At 59.8% G+C, this 14,279-nt stretch carries 15 protein-coding genes; 11 read left to right on the top strand and 4 right to left on the bottom strand.

The window, feature by feature from the left end:
- Window positions 1-52: 52 nt before the first annotated feature.
- The gene (locus AAEZ09_RS18400) at window positions 53-271 is read left to right on the top strand and encodes a DUF2970 domain-containing protein (protein ID WP_045057583.1); all 219 of its coding nucleotides are present in this window, start codon (window positions 53-55) and stop codon (window positions 269-271) included.
- Between the two features lie 8 nt (window positions 272-279).
- Here the strand turns inward: AAEZ09_RS18400 and AAEZ09_RS18395 are convergent, their stop codons facing one another.
- Complete coding sequence (locus AAEZ09_RS18395; RefSeq protein ID WP_045057584.1) at window positions 280-1,353, bottom strand: ABC transporter substrate-binding protein; 1,074 nt, start codon at window positions 1,351-1,353, stop codon at window positions 280-282.
- 520 nt (window positions 1,354-1,873) lie between these two features.
- On the opposite strand from AAEZ09_RS18395, the gene AAEZ09_RS18390 reads away from it, so the two are divergent.
- Window positions 1,874-3,532, top strand: coding sequence for a nitrite/sulfite reductase (locus AAEZ09_RS18390; protein WP_122840645.1), 1,659 nt, complete (start codon window positions 1,874-1,876; stop codon window positions 3,530-3,532).
- Complete coding sequence (locus AAEZ09_RS18385) at window positions 3,516-4,010, top strand: DUF934 domain-containing protein (protein ID WP_045057586.1); 495 nt, start codon at window positions 3,516-3,518, stop codon at window positions 4,008-4,010. Before AAEZ09_RS18390 ends, AAEZ09_RS18385 begins: the two co-directional genes overlap by 17 nt.
- A 96-nt stretch (window positions 4,011-4,106) precedes the next feature.
- On the opposite strand, the gene sohB is transcribed toward AAEZ09_RS18385, so the two are convergent.
- Complete coding sequence (gene sohB / locus AAEZ09_RS18380) at window positions 4,107-5,129, bottom strand: protease SohB (protein ID WP_045057587.1); 1,023 nt, start codon at window positions 5,127-5,129, stop codon at window positions 4,107-4,109.
- A gap of 207 nt (window positions 5,130-5,336) precedes the next feature.
- Here sohB and AAEZ09_RS18375 point away from each other — a divergent pair, with 207 nt between their 5' ends.
- From AAEZ09_RS18375 to AAEZ09_RS18350, 6 genes are all read left to right on the top strand, one after another.
- Window positions 5,337-6,047 (top strand): histidine phosphatase family protein, encoded by a 711-nt coding sequence (locus AAEZ09_RS18375; RefSeq protein WP_045057588.1) that lies wholly within the window; start codon window positions 5,337-5,339, stop codon window positions 6,045-6,047.
- 64 nt (window positions 6,048-6,111) lie between these two features.
- Window positions 6,112-6,426, top strand: a complete 315-nt coding sequence (locus tag AAEZ09_RS18370; RefSeq protein WP_008154977.1) for an SCP2 sterol-binding domain-containing protein — start codon at window positions 6,112-6,114, stop codon at window positions 6,424-6,426.
- A 303-nt stretch (window positions 6,427-6,729) separates the two neighbouring features.
- Window positions 6,730-8,577, top strand: coding sequence for an amidohydrolase (locus tag AAEZ09_RS18365; protein ID WP_350600330.1), 1,848 nt, complete (start codon window positions 6,730-6,732; stop codon window positions 8,575-8,577).
- 99 nt (window positions 8,578-8,676) lie between these two features.
- Window positions 8,677-9,540: a LysR family transcriptional regulator gene (locus AAEZ09_RS18360; RefSeq protein ID WP_350600267.1), complete on the top strand. Its 864-nt coding sequence runs from the start codon at window positions 8,677-8,679 to the stop codon at window positions 9,538-9,540.
- Window positions 9,541-9,645: 105 nt separating this feature from the next.
- On the top strand, window positions 9,646-10,791 hold the full coding sequence (locus AAEZ09_RS18355; RefSeq protein ID WP_350600266.1) for a sterol desaturase/SRPBCC family protein: 1,146 nt from the start codon (window positions 9,646-9,648) through the stop codon (window positions 10,789-10,791).
- A complete protein-coding gene (locus AAEZ09_RS18350) occupies window positions 10,788-11,876 on the top strand; it encodes an SMP-30/gluconolactonase/LRE family protein (protein WP_045057591.1) in 1,089 nt (362 codons plus the stop codon). The genes AAEZ09_RS18355 and AAEZ09_RS18350 overlap by 4 nt, the downstream gene beginning before the upstream one ends.
- A gap of 49 nt (window positions 11,877-11,925) precedes the next feature.
- Here AAEZ09_RS18350 and AAEZ09_RS18345 read toward each other — a convergent pair whose 3' ends face one another.
- Complete coding sequence (locus AAEZ09_RS18345) at window positions 11,926-12,165, bottom strand: DUF465 domain-containing protein (protein ID WP_045057592.1); 240 nt, start codon at window positions 12,163-12,165, stop codon at window positions 11,926-11,928.
- A gap of 206 nt (window positions 12,166-12,371) precedes the next feature.
- Here AAEZ09_RS18345 and AAEZ09_RS18340 point away from each other — a divergent pair, with 206 nt between their 5' ends.
- A complete protein-coding gene (locus AAEZ09_RS18340) occupies window positions 12,372-12,893 on the top strand; it encodes a DUF4142 domain-containing protein (protein ID WP_350600264.1) in 522 nt (173 codons plus the stop codon).
- Between the two features lie 61 nt (window positions 12,894-12,954).
- Here the strand turns inward: AAEZ09_RS18340 and AAEZ09_RS18335 are convergent, their stop codons facing one another.
- Complete coding sequence (locus AAEZ09_RS18335; RefSeq protein WP_236695819.1) at window positions 12,955-13,197, bottom strand: hypothetical protein; 243 nt, start codon at window positions 13,195-13,197, stop codon at window positions 12,955-12,957.
- Window positions 13,198-13,425: 228 nt separating this feature from the next.
- On the opposite strand from AAEZ09_RS18335, the gene AAEZ09_RS18330 reads away from it, so the two are divergent.
- Window positions 13,426-14,277 (top strand): STAS domain-containing protein, encoded by an 852-nt coding sequence (locus tag AAEZ09_RS18330; protein ID WP_045057595.1) that lies wholly within the window; start codon window positions 13,426-13,428, stop codon window positions 14,275-14,277.
- The last annotated feature ends 2 nt before the right edge of the window (window positions 14,278-14,279 follow it).

Here is a 14,279-nt window from a genome sequence, read left to right as displayed (position 1 = left end):
TCTGTTCTGCTTTGTCTATGCTTACCTTTCTCACACAGGTGAAGAGGGATTTATGGACGATCCGGTCGACAACAAACCGCCGAGCTTCTGGCAGATGCTACACAGCGTCATGGCTGCGGCGTTCGGGGTTCAAAGCGGGAAGAATCGGGCACGCGACTTCACCCATGGCAAGCCCAGTCATTTTGTCATCCTGGGCATCCTGTTCACGGCGGTGTTTGCCTTGACGTTGTTTGCCATCGTCAAGCTGGTGCTGCACCTGGCCGGCATCTGAGATCGCTGTCAGTGCATCAGGGTGTGCATGCTGAAGGGGTACCGGTAAGCCGCCGGGCGGCCTTTTGCCGACAGGCGGCGGAAGTTCACCCGGTAATCGGTCGACGTCTGCATGGCCAGCAGACGCCGGGCCTGTGCCTGATCGACCACTTGCAACAGGGCAAGCATCTGGTCCCGTCCACCTTGCCGGTTCAGGTCTACACCGAGCTCATGGTCATGCAACTGCACCAGCGCCCAACCCCCAAGGGTAAAGTGCCCGCCCATCAACACGCTCAGGCGTCCGTCAACCTTGGCTTGCAACGCCGAAGGCGAGGTATTGACCGCGCTGAACAGTGCGTCCTTGCCGGGGACCCCGCCGGTCTCCGAATACGCCTGCATCGCGCCGAATGCCATTTCGTCATTGGCTGACCACACCAGGCTCACTTTGGGGTAGCGCTGGAACAACATTCGGGCTTGCTCGTACGCCCGCTGCCGGGTCCACCCGCTGTACACCAACTGGCGCAAGCGTACCTGCGGATGTTCGGCCAGGGCGCGATACATGCCTTGCTCGCGTAAATGGGCAGAGGGCGTAATTTTCAAGCCGGAAAAGGCCAGTAACTCGATCACCTGGCCGGGTGCGGCGGGCGGATGCTGGCGGATCAACTCCTTGAGCATCAGGTAGCCGCCCTCCTCATCGTTGGGCACCAGGCTACCCAGCAAGTCCGGACGCTCGCCCAGCAGGCTTTTCTGATTGTCGGTCAGGGACGCGTTGACCATGAACAGCTTGACGCCGCTACCCTGGGCCAGGCGCATGATTTGCGGAGCAACGTATTGCTCGTTGACGAAGATCAGGTAATCCGGACGCTGGGGCCCCTGCAATGCCTCACGGGCTTGCACCACGGTCAATTCCGGCATGCGTTCGCTATAGCGCACCTGCAGGTCGATGCCCAAGTCATCCGCCGCCGCTCGCATGAACTGTGCGTAGGTCACCCAGAAGGTTTCGTTGGTGCCACCGGGACTGAGGAACAGCACCGACTCGGCGCGCGCGGCTGAGCCCCAGGCAGCGCTGAGTGCCAGCAATAGAGTGAAACAGTACTTGAGCATTGGTCGTCCGGGCCCCGAAAATCGCCGCGCATTATAGCCAGCGAAGCCCGGAAAATCGGTCTTTACCGCATGTTTTGTCCGACAATCGTCGGAATCAGGCCCGGACGAGGCGGTTTATTGATGACTGACCCAGAACACGGCAGTGCCCACGACCAGGATGATCAGGAACAAAATCGCCCAGGCATCAACCGTACTGTCGGGTTTTGAAGCTTTGGTAGGGTTGCTCATTGCATCGCCTCTTGTCGGTTTTATCGGTGATTGCACGAAGACTCGCTCACAGTTAAGACGATGATTGCCCACACCACAAACGCGGGTTTGCTAACAACGATTCTCGTTAGTCGTTTTGGTTCTTTACATATACTCAAACATCACTTTTGCGCATAACTACAAACTGGTATCTTGCCCCGGCTCCGTTGGGAGTGCGCGGCCGTGCGCGCAGAATTGCCGAGGCAGTATCGGACTTCAGCAAGCCCCACATGCAGCTGGAACCGACCGGCCCAAGCCTGAGAACAGGACTTATATGTACGTATACGACGAGTACGATCAGCGGATCATCGAGGACCGCGTCAAGCAGTTCCGTGATCAGACCCGACGCTATCTGGCAGGCGAGCTGAGCGAAGAAGAATTCCGCCCCCTGCGCCTGCAAAATGGCCTTTACATCCAGCGTTTCGCGCCGATGTTGCGGGTCGCGGTGCCTTACGGCCAACTGACTTCGCGCCAAACGCGAATGATGGCCAAGATCGCCCGTGACTATGACAAGGGCTATGCCCACATCAGCACCCGGCAGAACGTCCAGTTCAACTGGCCGGCGCTGGAAGACATCCCGGATATCCTGGCAGAGCTGGCCACCGTGCAGATGCACGCGATCCAGACCAGCGGCAACTGCCTGCGCAATGTCACCACCGACCAGTTCGCCGGTGTCGCGTTCGATGAGCTGATTGATCCGCGCCCATGGTGCGAGATTGTTCGCCAGTGGACCACCTTCCACCCTGAGTTCGCCTACCTGCCGCGCAAGTTCAAGATCGCGATCAACGGTTCGACCTCCGACCGTGCCGCCATTGAAGTGCATGATATTGGCCTTGAGCCAGTGCACAACGCGGCCGGCGAGCTGGGTTTCCGCGTGCTGGTGGGTGGCGGCCTGGGCCGTACCCCGGTGGTGGGCGCTTTCATCAACGAATTCCTGCCGTGGCAGGACCTGTTGAGCTATCTCGATGCCATCCTGCGTGTCTACAACCGCTATGGCCGTCGTGACAACAAATACAAGGCGCGGATCAAGATCCTGGTCAAGGCGCTGACTCCTGAAGTTTTCGCCCAGAAAGTCGACGCGGAAATGGAGCACCTGCGCGGTGGCCAGACCACCTTGACCGAAGCCGAAGTACATCGGGTGGCCAAGCACTTCGTCGACCCCGAGTACCAGGCGCTGGACAACCAGAGCGCGGCCTTGGCCGAGCTTGACCAGCAGCACCCGGGCTTCGCCCGCTGGCGCACGCGCAACACCCTGGCGCACAAGAAGCCGGGTTACGTTGCCGTGACATTATCGCTGAAACCTACCGGCGTGGCGCCGGGGGACATCACCGACAAACAGCTGGATGCCGTGGCTGACCTGGCCGAACGTTACTCGTTCGGTCAACTGCGCACATCCCATGAGCAGAACATCATTCTGGCGGACGTCGAGCAGAGCCAACTGTTTACCCTCTGGGGTGAACTGCGCGAGCAAGGGTTCGCCACGCCGAACATCGGCCTGCTGACCGACATCATCTGCTGCCCGGGCGGTGATTTCTGCTCCCTGGCCAACGCCAAGTCGATCCCGATCGCCGAATCGATCCAGCGTCGTTTCGATAACCTGGACTACCTGTTCGACATCGGCGAACTGGACCTGAACATTTCCGGTTGCATGAACGCCTGCGGTCACCACCACGTTGGCCACATCGGCATTCTCGGGGTGGACAAGAAAGGCGAAGAGTTTTACCAGGTCTCCCTGGGTGGCAGCGCCAGTCGCGATGCGAGCCTGGGCAAGATCCTCGGCCCGTCCTTCGCCCAGGAAGCCATGCCTGATGTGATCGAGAAGCTGATCAACGTGTACGTCGAACAACGTACCGAAGACGAGCGCTTCATCGACACTTACCAGCGTATCGGCATCGACCTCTTCAAGGAGCGCGTCTATGCAGCGAATCATTAAGAACAACGAAGTCGTCGACGAAACCTGGCACCTGCTGCCCAAGGACTTCAACATCGACGAGATCAGCAACTGCGACGACCTGATCGTCCCGCTGCAGCTGTGGCGTGAACACAGCCGCATGCTCAAGGCCCGCGATGGCGGCCTTGGCGTGTGGCTGGATGCGGATGAAGAAGCGGAAGAAATCGGTGACGACGTGGACCAGTTCCAGGTCATCGCCCTTAACTTTCCCGCCTTCACCGATGGTCGCAACTACTCCAACGCCCGCCTGCTGCGTGACCGCTACGGTTTTAAAGGCGAGTTGCGGGCGATCGGCGATGTGCTGCGTGACCAGCTGTTCTATCTGCGTCGCTGCGGCTTCGATGCCTTCGCATTGCGCGCTGACAAAGACCCGTACGAAGCGCTGGAAAGCCTCAAGGACTTCTCGGTGACCTATCAGGCCGCCACTGACGAACCGCTGCCGCTGTTCCGTCGTCGCTGATGCTGCAAAGGCATGACCCCGCCCGGGGCCATGCCTCATTACGACTGAGCCCTTTCACCTTCAACAAGTGAAAGGGCTCAGTGGTGACAGGGTTACTTACCAGAAGCGTTGTTGAGTCAACCGGCTCCACCAGGTCAGCAGTACCCGGTCGACTGAACCGCTGGCCGCCATGCCGATGCGTTCCTGCAAGCTTTTACGTTCGGCATAGTGCAGGTGGTACAACTCGGATTTCTTCGCCCGTTCTGCCAGGTACTCGTCGCTGGTCTTGAGTTCGTCGACCAGTTGCAGGTCCAGCGCAGCCATGCCCAGCCAGATTTCGCCAGTGGCGACCTCATCGATGGCCAGTTGCGGCCGGTAACGCGAGACGAAATTCTTGAACAGCTGATGGGTGATGTCCAGGTCTTCCTGGAATTTTTCCCGGCCCTTCTCGGTGTTTTCGCCGAACACGGTCAAGGTGCGCTTGTATTCCCCGGCAGTCAGCACCTCGAAATCGATGTCATGTTTCTTCAGCAGGCGGTTGACGTTGGGCAGTTGCGCAACCACCCCGATGGAACCGAGGATGGCAAAGGGTGCGCTGATGATCTTCTCGCCAATGCACGCCATCATGTAGCCGCCGCTCGCCGCCACCTTGTCGATGCATACGGTCAAGGGCACGCCCGCATCACGGATACGCGCCAGTTGCGACGACGCCAGGCCGTAGCTGTGCACCATGCCCCCGCCGCTTTCCAGGCGCAGCACCACTTCATCCTTGGGGGTCGCCAGGGTCAGCAATGCGGTGATCTCATGGCGCAGGCTTTCAGTGGCGGAGGCCTTGATGTCGCCATCGAAATCCAGCACGAAAACCCGTGGCTTGGCCTCGGGCTTGTTCTTTTGCTTTTTCTCGGTCTTGGCCTGGGACTTGCGCAGGGCCTTGAGCTGGTCCTTGTCGAGCAAGGTGTGCTCCAGGCGTTCGCGCAGGCCCTTGTAGAAATCATTCAGCTTGCTGACCTGCAACTGGCCGGCGGATTTGCGGCGACCCTTGCTGCGCAATGCCGCAAAACTGGCCATGACCACCAGAATGGCGACCACCAGTGTCACGGTCTTGGCCAGGAAACTGGCGTACTCTGCAAAAAACTCCACAGCAACTCCTTCATTACTAAGCGCGGCATGAAAACGCACGCGGGGTGGTTACCAGCATACCCATGCGCCGGCCTGTCGGCCAGCCGCGAAACCTGTGGTAACAGGCCTGGAACGAGCATTTCAAACAAGCGTATGTTTTTTCATTGACAGCACACCGTCATCCCCCATAACCTCGCCAGACCTTCAACGTACCGGGATGAAGCGGACGTGGGCAGCATCTATCTGATTCGACATGGCCAAGCCTCTTTTGGTGCAGACGATTACGACGTCCTGTCGCCGACCGGCGTGCGCCAGGCGCAAATCCTCGGCCAGCACCTGGCCGAACTGGGTATCAGCTTCGATCGCTGCCTGGCAGGCGACCTGCGCCGGCAACAGGATACCGCCACCGGCGCCCTCGACCAGTTCGCCGCCTTCGGGCTGCCCGTGCCGATCCTGGAAACCGATGCGGCGTTCAACGAATTCGACGCCGATGCGGTCATCCGCGCATTGCTGCCTGAAATGCTGCCGCAAGAACCCCAAGCCCTGCACATCCTGCGCAACGCCGCTCAGAACCGCGGCGAGTTCCAGCGCATCTTCGCGCTGATCATCGAGCGCTGGCTCGCCGGCACCTATGACACGCCGGGCCTGGAAAGCTGGCTGGGATTTGTCGAGCGCGTCCGCGCCGGCCTGCACCGCATCCTCGAAAGCGCCGACAACACCCAGAAAATCGCCGTGTTCACCTCCGGCGGGACCATCACTGCCCTGCTCCACCTGATCACCCAAATGCCTGCCCGGCAGGCTTTTGAACTGAACTGGCAAATCGTCAACACCTCGCTCAACCACCTGAAGTTTCGTGGGCGCGAGGTGGCACTGGCTTCCTTCAACAGCCATGCGCACCTGCAACTGCTGAAGGCCCCGGAACTCATCACATTTCGCTGAGTCCGGACTATTGTGACCCTGGCTGTAATCAACCAGCTCTAATTACCCAAGAAAGGATCAAACCATGACCTCCGTAGCTGACGCCGTACAAGCAATGAAAGCCAAGTTCAACCCAGCCGCTGCTGCCGGTCTGGACCTGGTCTTCGGTTTTCGCATCGACGACACCAAGAACTTCTCGCTGATCGTCAAGGACAGCACCTGCGAGCTGCAGGAAGGCGAAAACCCGGACGCCCAGGTGACCCTGGTGATGGACGGCGAAACCCTGGAAGGCATCGTCAGCGGCGAAACCGACGGCATGCAAGCGTTCATGGGCGGCAAATTGCGCGCTGAAGGCGACATGATGCTGGCGATGAAACTGTCCGAGCTGTTCCCGGCCTAAGCGATGGGCCCCGAACTTCGGGGCCGCGCTGGCTGCAAACGAATCCCGCCCTTCAAGGCGGGATTTGTCGTTTTTCGCCCCGGTGAAAGGCCGTGCGTGGATTTGCCGGCTATATTCCTTCTGGCCGCCTGCTTCAGAATCTGGCTGCCAACGCTAACTTGCGATGAACCCAGTCCTGTGGAGAGCACTGCCATGAGCCCACCTGACGACCACGACGGATTTAACCGCCGCCGTGTACTGCAAGGCCTTTCGGCAGGTGCCGTCGGTGCCTGGATCAGCCCGCTGTTTGCAGGGAGTAAAACCATGCCCGACGCCCCCGCCGACCTCATCTTGTACAATGGACGCCTGCACACAGTCGATCGCAAGAAGCCCCAGGCCAGTGCCGTGGCGATCAAGGACGGGCGTTTCGTGGTGGTTGGCAGCGATGCTCAGGCCATAGCGTTGCAAGGTCCCGGTACGCAAATCGTCGACCTGCACGGACGCACCGTCATCCCCGGCCTCAATGACTCGCACCTGCACCTGATTCGCGGCGGTTTGAACTACAACCTCGAACTGCGCTGGGAAGGCGTCCCGTCCCTAGTCGATGCCTTGCGCATGCTCAAGGACCAGGCAGATCGCACGCCAACGCCACAATGGGTACGTGTGGTCGGTGGCTGGAATGAGTTCCAGTTCGCCGAGAAACGCCTGCCCAGCATTGACGAACTGAACAAGGCCGCCCCGGACACCCCGGTGTTTGTCCTGCACCTTTACGACCGCGCCCTTCTCAACCGCGCAGCGTTGAAGGTCGTCGGATACACCCGGAACACGCCCAACCCTCCCGGTGGCGAGATCCAGCGCGACGCCAATGGCGATCCAACCGGAATGTTGATTGCTCGACCCAATGCGATGATCCTCTACTCGACCCTGGCGAAGGGGCCCAAGCTCCCGCTGGAGTACCAGGTCAACTCGACCCGCCAGTTCATGCGCGAACTTAATCGCCTGGGCGTTACCAGCGCCATCGATGCCGGTGGCGGCTACCAGAATTATCCTGATGATTACCAGGTCATCCAGCAGTTGGCTCGGGACAAGCAACTCACGGTCCGCATTGCCTACAACCTGTTCACACAGAAGCCGAAGGAAGAGCTTGCCGATTTCAAGAACTGGACGAGCACCTCTCGCTACGGCCAGGGCGATGACTTTCTACGGCATAACGGCGCCGGCGAGATGCTGGTGTTTTCCGCAGCCGACTTCGAGGACTTCCTCGAGCCTCGTCCCGACCTGCCGCAAACCATGGAACAGGAACTTGAGCCAGTGGTTCGGCACCTGGTGGAACAACGCTGGCCGTTCCGCCTGCATGCCACCTACAACGAATCCATCAGCCGCATGCTCGATGTGTTCGAGAAGGTCAATCGCGATATCCCTTTCGATGGGCTGCCCTGGTTTTTCGATCATGCCGAAACCATTACCCCGCAGAATATCGAACGGGTCAAAGCGCTCGGCGGCGGTATCGCGATTCAGGATCGCATGGCGTTCCAGGGTGAGTATTTTGTCGAGCGCTACGGCGCCAAGGCGGCCGAACACACCCCGCCCATCGCGCGCATGCTCGCCGAAGGCCTGCCCGTCGGGGCCGGCACTGATGCCACGAGGGTGTCGAGCTATAACCCCTGGACTTCGCTCTACTGGCTCGTCAGCGGTCGCACCGTCGGGGGGCTGGAGCTGTATCCCCAGGGCCTGAGCCGCGACACCGCGCTGGAACTGTTCACCCATGGCAGCGCCTGGTTTTCTTCCGAACAAGGCAAGAAAGGCCAGATCAAGGTGGGACAACTGGCGGACCTTATCGCCCTTTCAGCCGACTATTTCCACATCGAAGACGAGGCGGTCAAATGGATCGAGTCGGTGCTGACGATTGTCGATGGCAAAATCGTCTACGGCACTGCCGAGTTCGGCAAGCTCGGCCCCCCGCCAGTGCCAGTGGTGCCTGAATGGTCCCCGGTGGTCACAGTGCCCGGCCACTGGAAACCCCTGGCGCCGCTAACCGCACAGGTTCATCAATGTGTGGGCGCCTGCGCGGTGCACGCCCACAGCCATGAGCGGGCGCGGCTGTCCTCGGCTCCGGTCAGTGATTTCCAGGGCTTCTGGGGAGCGTTCGGGTGTTCGTGTTTTGCATTCTAAGCGACGTTCCAGGTCCCCGTGCATGTGTGACGTGCACGGGGGGCGCCTGGCTGAGAACACAGTTGCTACAATGCCTGCACCTCCCGCACCGGCCGCCCCATGGACATCGATCTCGCCCGCACCTTCCTCGAAATTGTTCGTCACGGCAGCCTCGCCGCCGCAGCGCAGAAGCTGCATGTTACCCAGACCGCCATCACTGCACGGGTACAAAAACTCGAAAGCCAGCTCGGCAGTACGCTGTTTGTGCGCAATCGCGCCGGCGCACGACTGACGCCCAACGGCGAGGCCTTTGTGGTGTATGCCAACCAGCTGGTGCAAACCTGGGAAGCGGCGCGTCGGGATTTGCCGCTGCCCGAGGGTTATCACAATGTCCTGCACATTGGTGGCGAAGTCAGCCTGTGTAACCCGCTGATGCTCGGCTGGGCCGGCGAACTGCGGGAGAAGATTCCCGGCCATGCGCTGCGCATGGAAGTCCGCGATGGCGAACATTTGTTGCGCCAGCTGGAGATCGGGCTACTGGACGCGGCTCTGGTGTATCACCCCGAGTACTGGCCGCGCCTGCAAGTTGAGCAGGTACTGGAAGAAAAGCTGATTCGGGTTCGCCTGGTGGCCAAACCCGACCCTTACGTCTATATCGATTGGGGTCCGGACTTCCGCCGCCAGCACGATGCGGCGCTGCCAGAAAATGCCCGGGCTGCCTTGAGCTTCAACCTCGGCCCGCTCGGCCTGCAATACATTCTCGAACACGGTGGCAGCGGCTATTTCCGCACTCGAGTGGTCCAGAGCTACCTGGAAAGTGGCGTCATGGAAATAGTGCCCAAGGCCCCGGAGTTCAACTACCCGACCTATCTGGTCTACTCCCGCGACCGCGATTCGGCGACGCTGCAACAGGCATTCGATCTGCTACGCGAAGTCATCAAGCGCGATGGTGACTGGTCACAGCGCTGGGACCCGCTGATCTGAGCACGCGCTGCACCGGAGCATGGCATTTGTGCCGTCGAGATCAATCCGGCCAGACGCCTGGAATCGGCTAATCTGCTGGGGTGACCATCATCCGGGGTGAATGCAGTGAGGCAGACCACCGATCTATTCCGCAGCCGCTACCGCGCTGCCGTGCACCCGCGCTACAACCCCTGGCTGCACGGCGTTTTTGTACTGGTATTCGGACTGCTGGCCTGTGGCGCATTCTGGAGTACTGTGCAACAGGTCCAGCCAGGGGAATGGCTGGCCGTGCCGCTGACCCTGCTGCTGTTCCACGCCGGCGTCTACCTGGTGCACCGTCACCTCGGGCACCACAAAAAAAGCTTTGCGCGAATGTTCTACGCCCGACACGCAGGCGATCACCACAGTTTCTTCACCCCCGGGCACATGAGCTATGACAGCGCCCGGGATTGGCGGGTGATCCTGTTTCCGGCGTGGTTGATCGTGCTGCACACCCTGGTGGTTACCTTGCCCCTGTGGTGGCTGCTGTCGCTGATCAATACCAACGTTGCCGGTTTGTTCGGTGGCTGCCTGGTGCTTGGTTACCTCACCTATGAAGTGTTCCATGCCTGCGAACACTTGCCGCCGAGCAACCGTCTGACCCGGCTGCCGTGGATCCGCCAGATGCGTCGCCTGCACGAATTGCATCACCGCCGCGAACTGATGCAGGAACGCAATTTCAACATTGTCTTGCCCTTGATGGATTACCTGTTCGGCACCCTCTACTGGGAACCGGAACACCTCACCACACCCCCGACGAGTAGGCCCATGACCCGCATGCAGCATCAAGTCGACATCGCCGCAAACCCGATTGAGGTGCTCGCCTACGCCAGCGCCGCAACCCGCTGGCCGGAGTGGCACCCGTCGTCCCTGACAGTCGACGGACAGGCCGGCCCGCTGCATGCAGGGTCACGCTTCGAAGAAGACATTCGCGCCGGAGGCCGTGAAGGTCACCTGAGCTGGGTGGTCGAGGAATACTTGCCGGGACGGCGCTGGATTGCCCGCGCCCAGGGCGATAACGGCCTGTCGCTGGTGCTGACCTATGAGTGCGCGGCCCAGGGCAATGGCACACGGTTTATCCGCACCCTGGACTATCAGTTCGAGAGCCTGGCGATGCGCCTGGCCAATCACCTTCTGCTCAAGCACCGCATTGACCGCGAGTCTGCGCAATCCATGCTGGCCTTGCGCGCAATGGCGCAACAGCACCTGGCCCCCACAGGAGCCACTGCGTGAGTCGATCCATAAGGTTTCGTCATGTCGTATTGCTGGTGCTGGTGGCTATTGCGGCGTTCCTGTTGTTGATGCCCACCAAGGTCCGACCGGTGGCCTGGAACCCGCCACCGGCGCCTTCGCTCACCAGTGGCGTCTACGTAGACAATCAGCGCCTCAACGACGTCGAGCAAGTGGGCGCCGGCAACCTCGAAGGCCCGGAGGCATTGCTGCTCGAAGACAATGCGCTGATCACCGGGCTGCACGACGGTCGGTTGATCCGTACTAGCCTCGACGGCAAGACCACCCAGGTCCTGGCCGACACCGGAGGCCGACCGTTGGGCCTGGCGCGACATCCAAACGGCTTGCTGGTGATTGCCGACGGGGTCAAGGGCTTGTTATCCCTGGATGCCCAGGGCCGCCTGATTCCATTGGTCACAGAGGCCAAGGGAGTGCCCTTGGGTTTTACCGACGACGTGGCCATCGACAAGTCCGGGCACTACGCCTATTTCAGTGACGCTTCCAGCCGGTTCGGCTATGGCAGCGATGGTGATGCCATCATCGAGCATGGCGGTGACGGGCGCTTGCTACGCTACGACTTCCAGACCGGCAAGACAGCCGTGCTGCTGGACAAGCTGGAGTTCGCCAACGGCGTCACACTGGGCCCGGACGACAGCTTTGTGCTGGTCAACGAAACCGGCGCCTATCGCATCAGCCGCTATTGGTTGAGCGGTCCGAAAGCCGGCACTCATGATGTGTTTATCGACAACCTGCCAGGTATGCCAGACAACCTGTCGTTCAACGGCGAGAACCGTTTCTGGGTGGCGCTCTACGCCCCGCGCAACGCCCTGCTGGATGCCTCGGCGCCGCACCCCTTCGTGCGCAAAATGATCGCCCGGGCCATGAGCGTGCTGCCCAAGCCGGTGGAAAAGCGTGGGTTTGCGCTGGGCATGGATTTGCAAGGACAGGTGATTGCCAATCTACAAGACGGGAGTCGCGACAATTATTCGCCCATCACCACCGTGCGCGAGTATGGCGAGTGGTTGTATTTTGGGTCGCTGAAGGCCAATCACATGGTGCGGTTGCCCCTGGCGAAGGCGCTCCAATAATCGGACTATGCAGGAGCCGGGCAGGTGCAGGCTCCTGCTGTCAGGTTAGTTACCTGGCCTGGAGTTGCTGGACGATCTTGTCCTTGACCTGCAAGCGCTTCTCCTTGAGCTTCTTCAGCGCATCATCACTGGGCGCATCCGACTGGGCGGTCTCTGCCTTCACCACCTCCGCATCGGCCTGCGAATACTTGTTGATCAGTGAATCCAGTAATGGATCCTTGGTGCGTTTTTGCTGGATCTCTTCCTTTGACAGTTTCAGGTCCTGATACAGATCGTGGGTCACCGGCATGGAACACCTCCGTTTGTTGATCGGCAGTGAACGCGATCAATTGCGCTCACCAATTGCCAGAATGGCCTCGGTTGGCAGGTTCTGTCGATACCGGGAGTGTCCGTTCGTCGTCCTGGCGCAAACGCGATCAAACCTTTGGCCATTCATCCCCCTCCATTTATTAACGATCAACGGATCGCTCATAAAAACTGTGTGGAGAATGATCAATGGACGGATTCACCTTGCGTAACCTCGCCCTGGCCGTAGCCTTGAGCACCGGTATGGGCACAGCGTTTGCCGCCACTTCCAACGACTTCGTCGACAATGCCGCCGCTGGCGGGATCGCCGAAATCGAGACCAGCCGACTGGCCCTGGAAAAGAGCTCATCGGCCGATATCAAGGCGTTTGCCAACATGATGATCACTGATCATTCCAAAGCCAACGATGAACTTGCAGCGCTGGCGCGCAAGAACGACATCGAAGTGCCGGACACCACGACCTTGGTGAAGCAGGCCAAGGAAAAGATCCTGGAAGTGCGTGATGAGTCCTTCGACGCCGCCTACGCCAACAATCAGGTCAAGGCACACGAGGAAACCATCGAGTTGTTCAAGAAAGAAGCCAATACCGTGACCGACGACAAGGTAAAAGGCGCCACCGAGCTCAAGGCGTTCGCGCAAAAAATGCTGCCAGCGCTGGAAAAACACTTGGCAGAGGCGAAAAAACTGCAAGCTGCGCATCCAGACAAGTAAGGCGCTCCAACAAAAAGGCCGCATCAATCGATGCGGCCTTTTTCATGTGGCCACAACGCGCCTAGCCGCCATCGGTATCAATATCGCCATCGGTGTTATCACCAGGTTTGGCCCGATCCGGTTCAGGCTTGAAGCCCGGGCTGAATTCATTGTCGTTGTCGTCGTGCTGATTCTTCTGATCCACCGCTGAGTCGGCGCTGTCCGGCTCGCTGGTCTGCTGCTGCGAAGCAGAGTTGTCACCGGGGGTCTGCGGGTCAATCGCCGGATCGTTGCGGTCCACCGCTTGATTTTGTTGCTGCGTCATCGAGTCGTCTTTCATAGGTACCTCATTCATCAGTACAGGGCAGGCTGAGACACTCGCCTTATAGCTTCGAATCTGCGCCTCGAACAACGTTCCATCCATGATCACCTACGCTGTGTGAGATGATAAATAACTGCGCAGCACGACAACTATTTCGAACGGCAAATGTCATTGCTTTGCGCCGATCCAAAATTCACGTAATCGGCCAATAATTTCAAGGAGTTCAGGCACATGGCAGCACTGCAGACCAGCACACTCGATGCAATGAAAATCAACCAGAATCAACTGCTGGCTGATTGGGCGCAGCGCCTGGAAGCCAACGGTGCCTCGCGCAACGTCAAGGAACAGGACCTCAAGCAACAGACTGCGCAATTTCTGCAACTGATCGTCGCCGGCCTGGAACAAGGCAATGGTCAGAACGTTACTGCCCCAGGCTGGGACGAGATTCGCCAGTTCCTCGAGAAGCTGTCCCACAGCCGTGCCCTCCTCGGCCAGGACTCCCATCAGACCGCCAGTTTCATCTTCTCGCTCAAGGGTCCGATGTTTGCGATGCTGCAGAATCATTATCAGGACAACCCTGCACTGCTTGCCGAACAACTGTGGGAAGTCTCCGAGCTGCTCGACGCTCTGGGCATGCACACTATCCGCACCTTCCAGAAATCCCGCGAAGCAGTCATCAAGCGCCAGCAGGAAGAACTGCTGGAACTGTCGACGCCGGTGGTCAAACTCTGGGATGGCGTACTTGCCCTGCCAATGATCGGCACCCTGGACTCCCAACGTACCCAGGTCGTCATGGAGTCGCTGCTGCAGCGCATCGTCGACACTGGCTCGGAAATCGCCATCATCGACATCACCGGCGTGCCGACGGTCGACACCTTGGTCGCCCAGCACCTGCTCAAGACCGTCACCGCGATTCGCCTGATGGGCGCCGATTGCATCATCAGTGGCGTACGTCCGCAGATTGCCCAGACCATCGTGCACCTGGGCCTGGACCTGCAAGGCGTAGTCACCAAGGCTAACCTGGCCGACGCGCTGAAACTGGCCCTGACCCGCCTGGGGTTGACTGTCAGCAAGGCAGGTTGAGC

The organism is Pseudomonas sp. 65/3-MNA-CIBAN-0223, from assembly GCF_040310425.1.
Classification (GTDB): Bacteria; Pseudomonadota; Gammaproteobacteria; order Pseudomonadales; family Pseudomonadaceae; genus Aquipseudomonas; species Aquipseudomonas gregormendelii.
The sequence above is the reverse complement of the archived record's forward strand: the minus strand, read 5'-3'. Positions and strand labels throughout refer to the sequence as shown.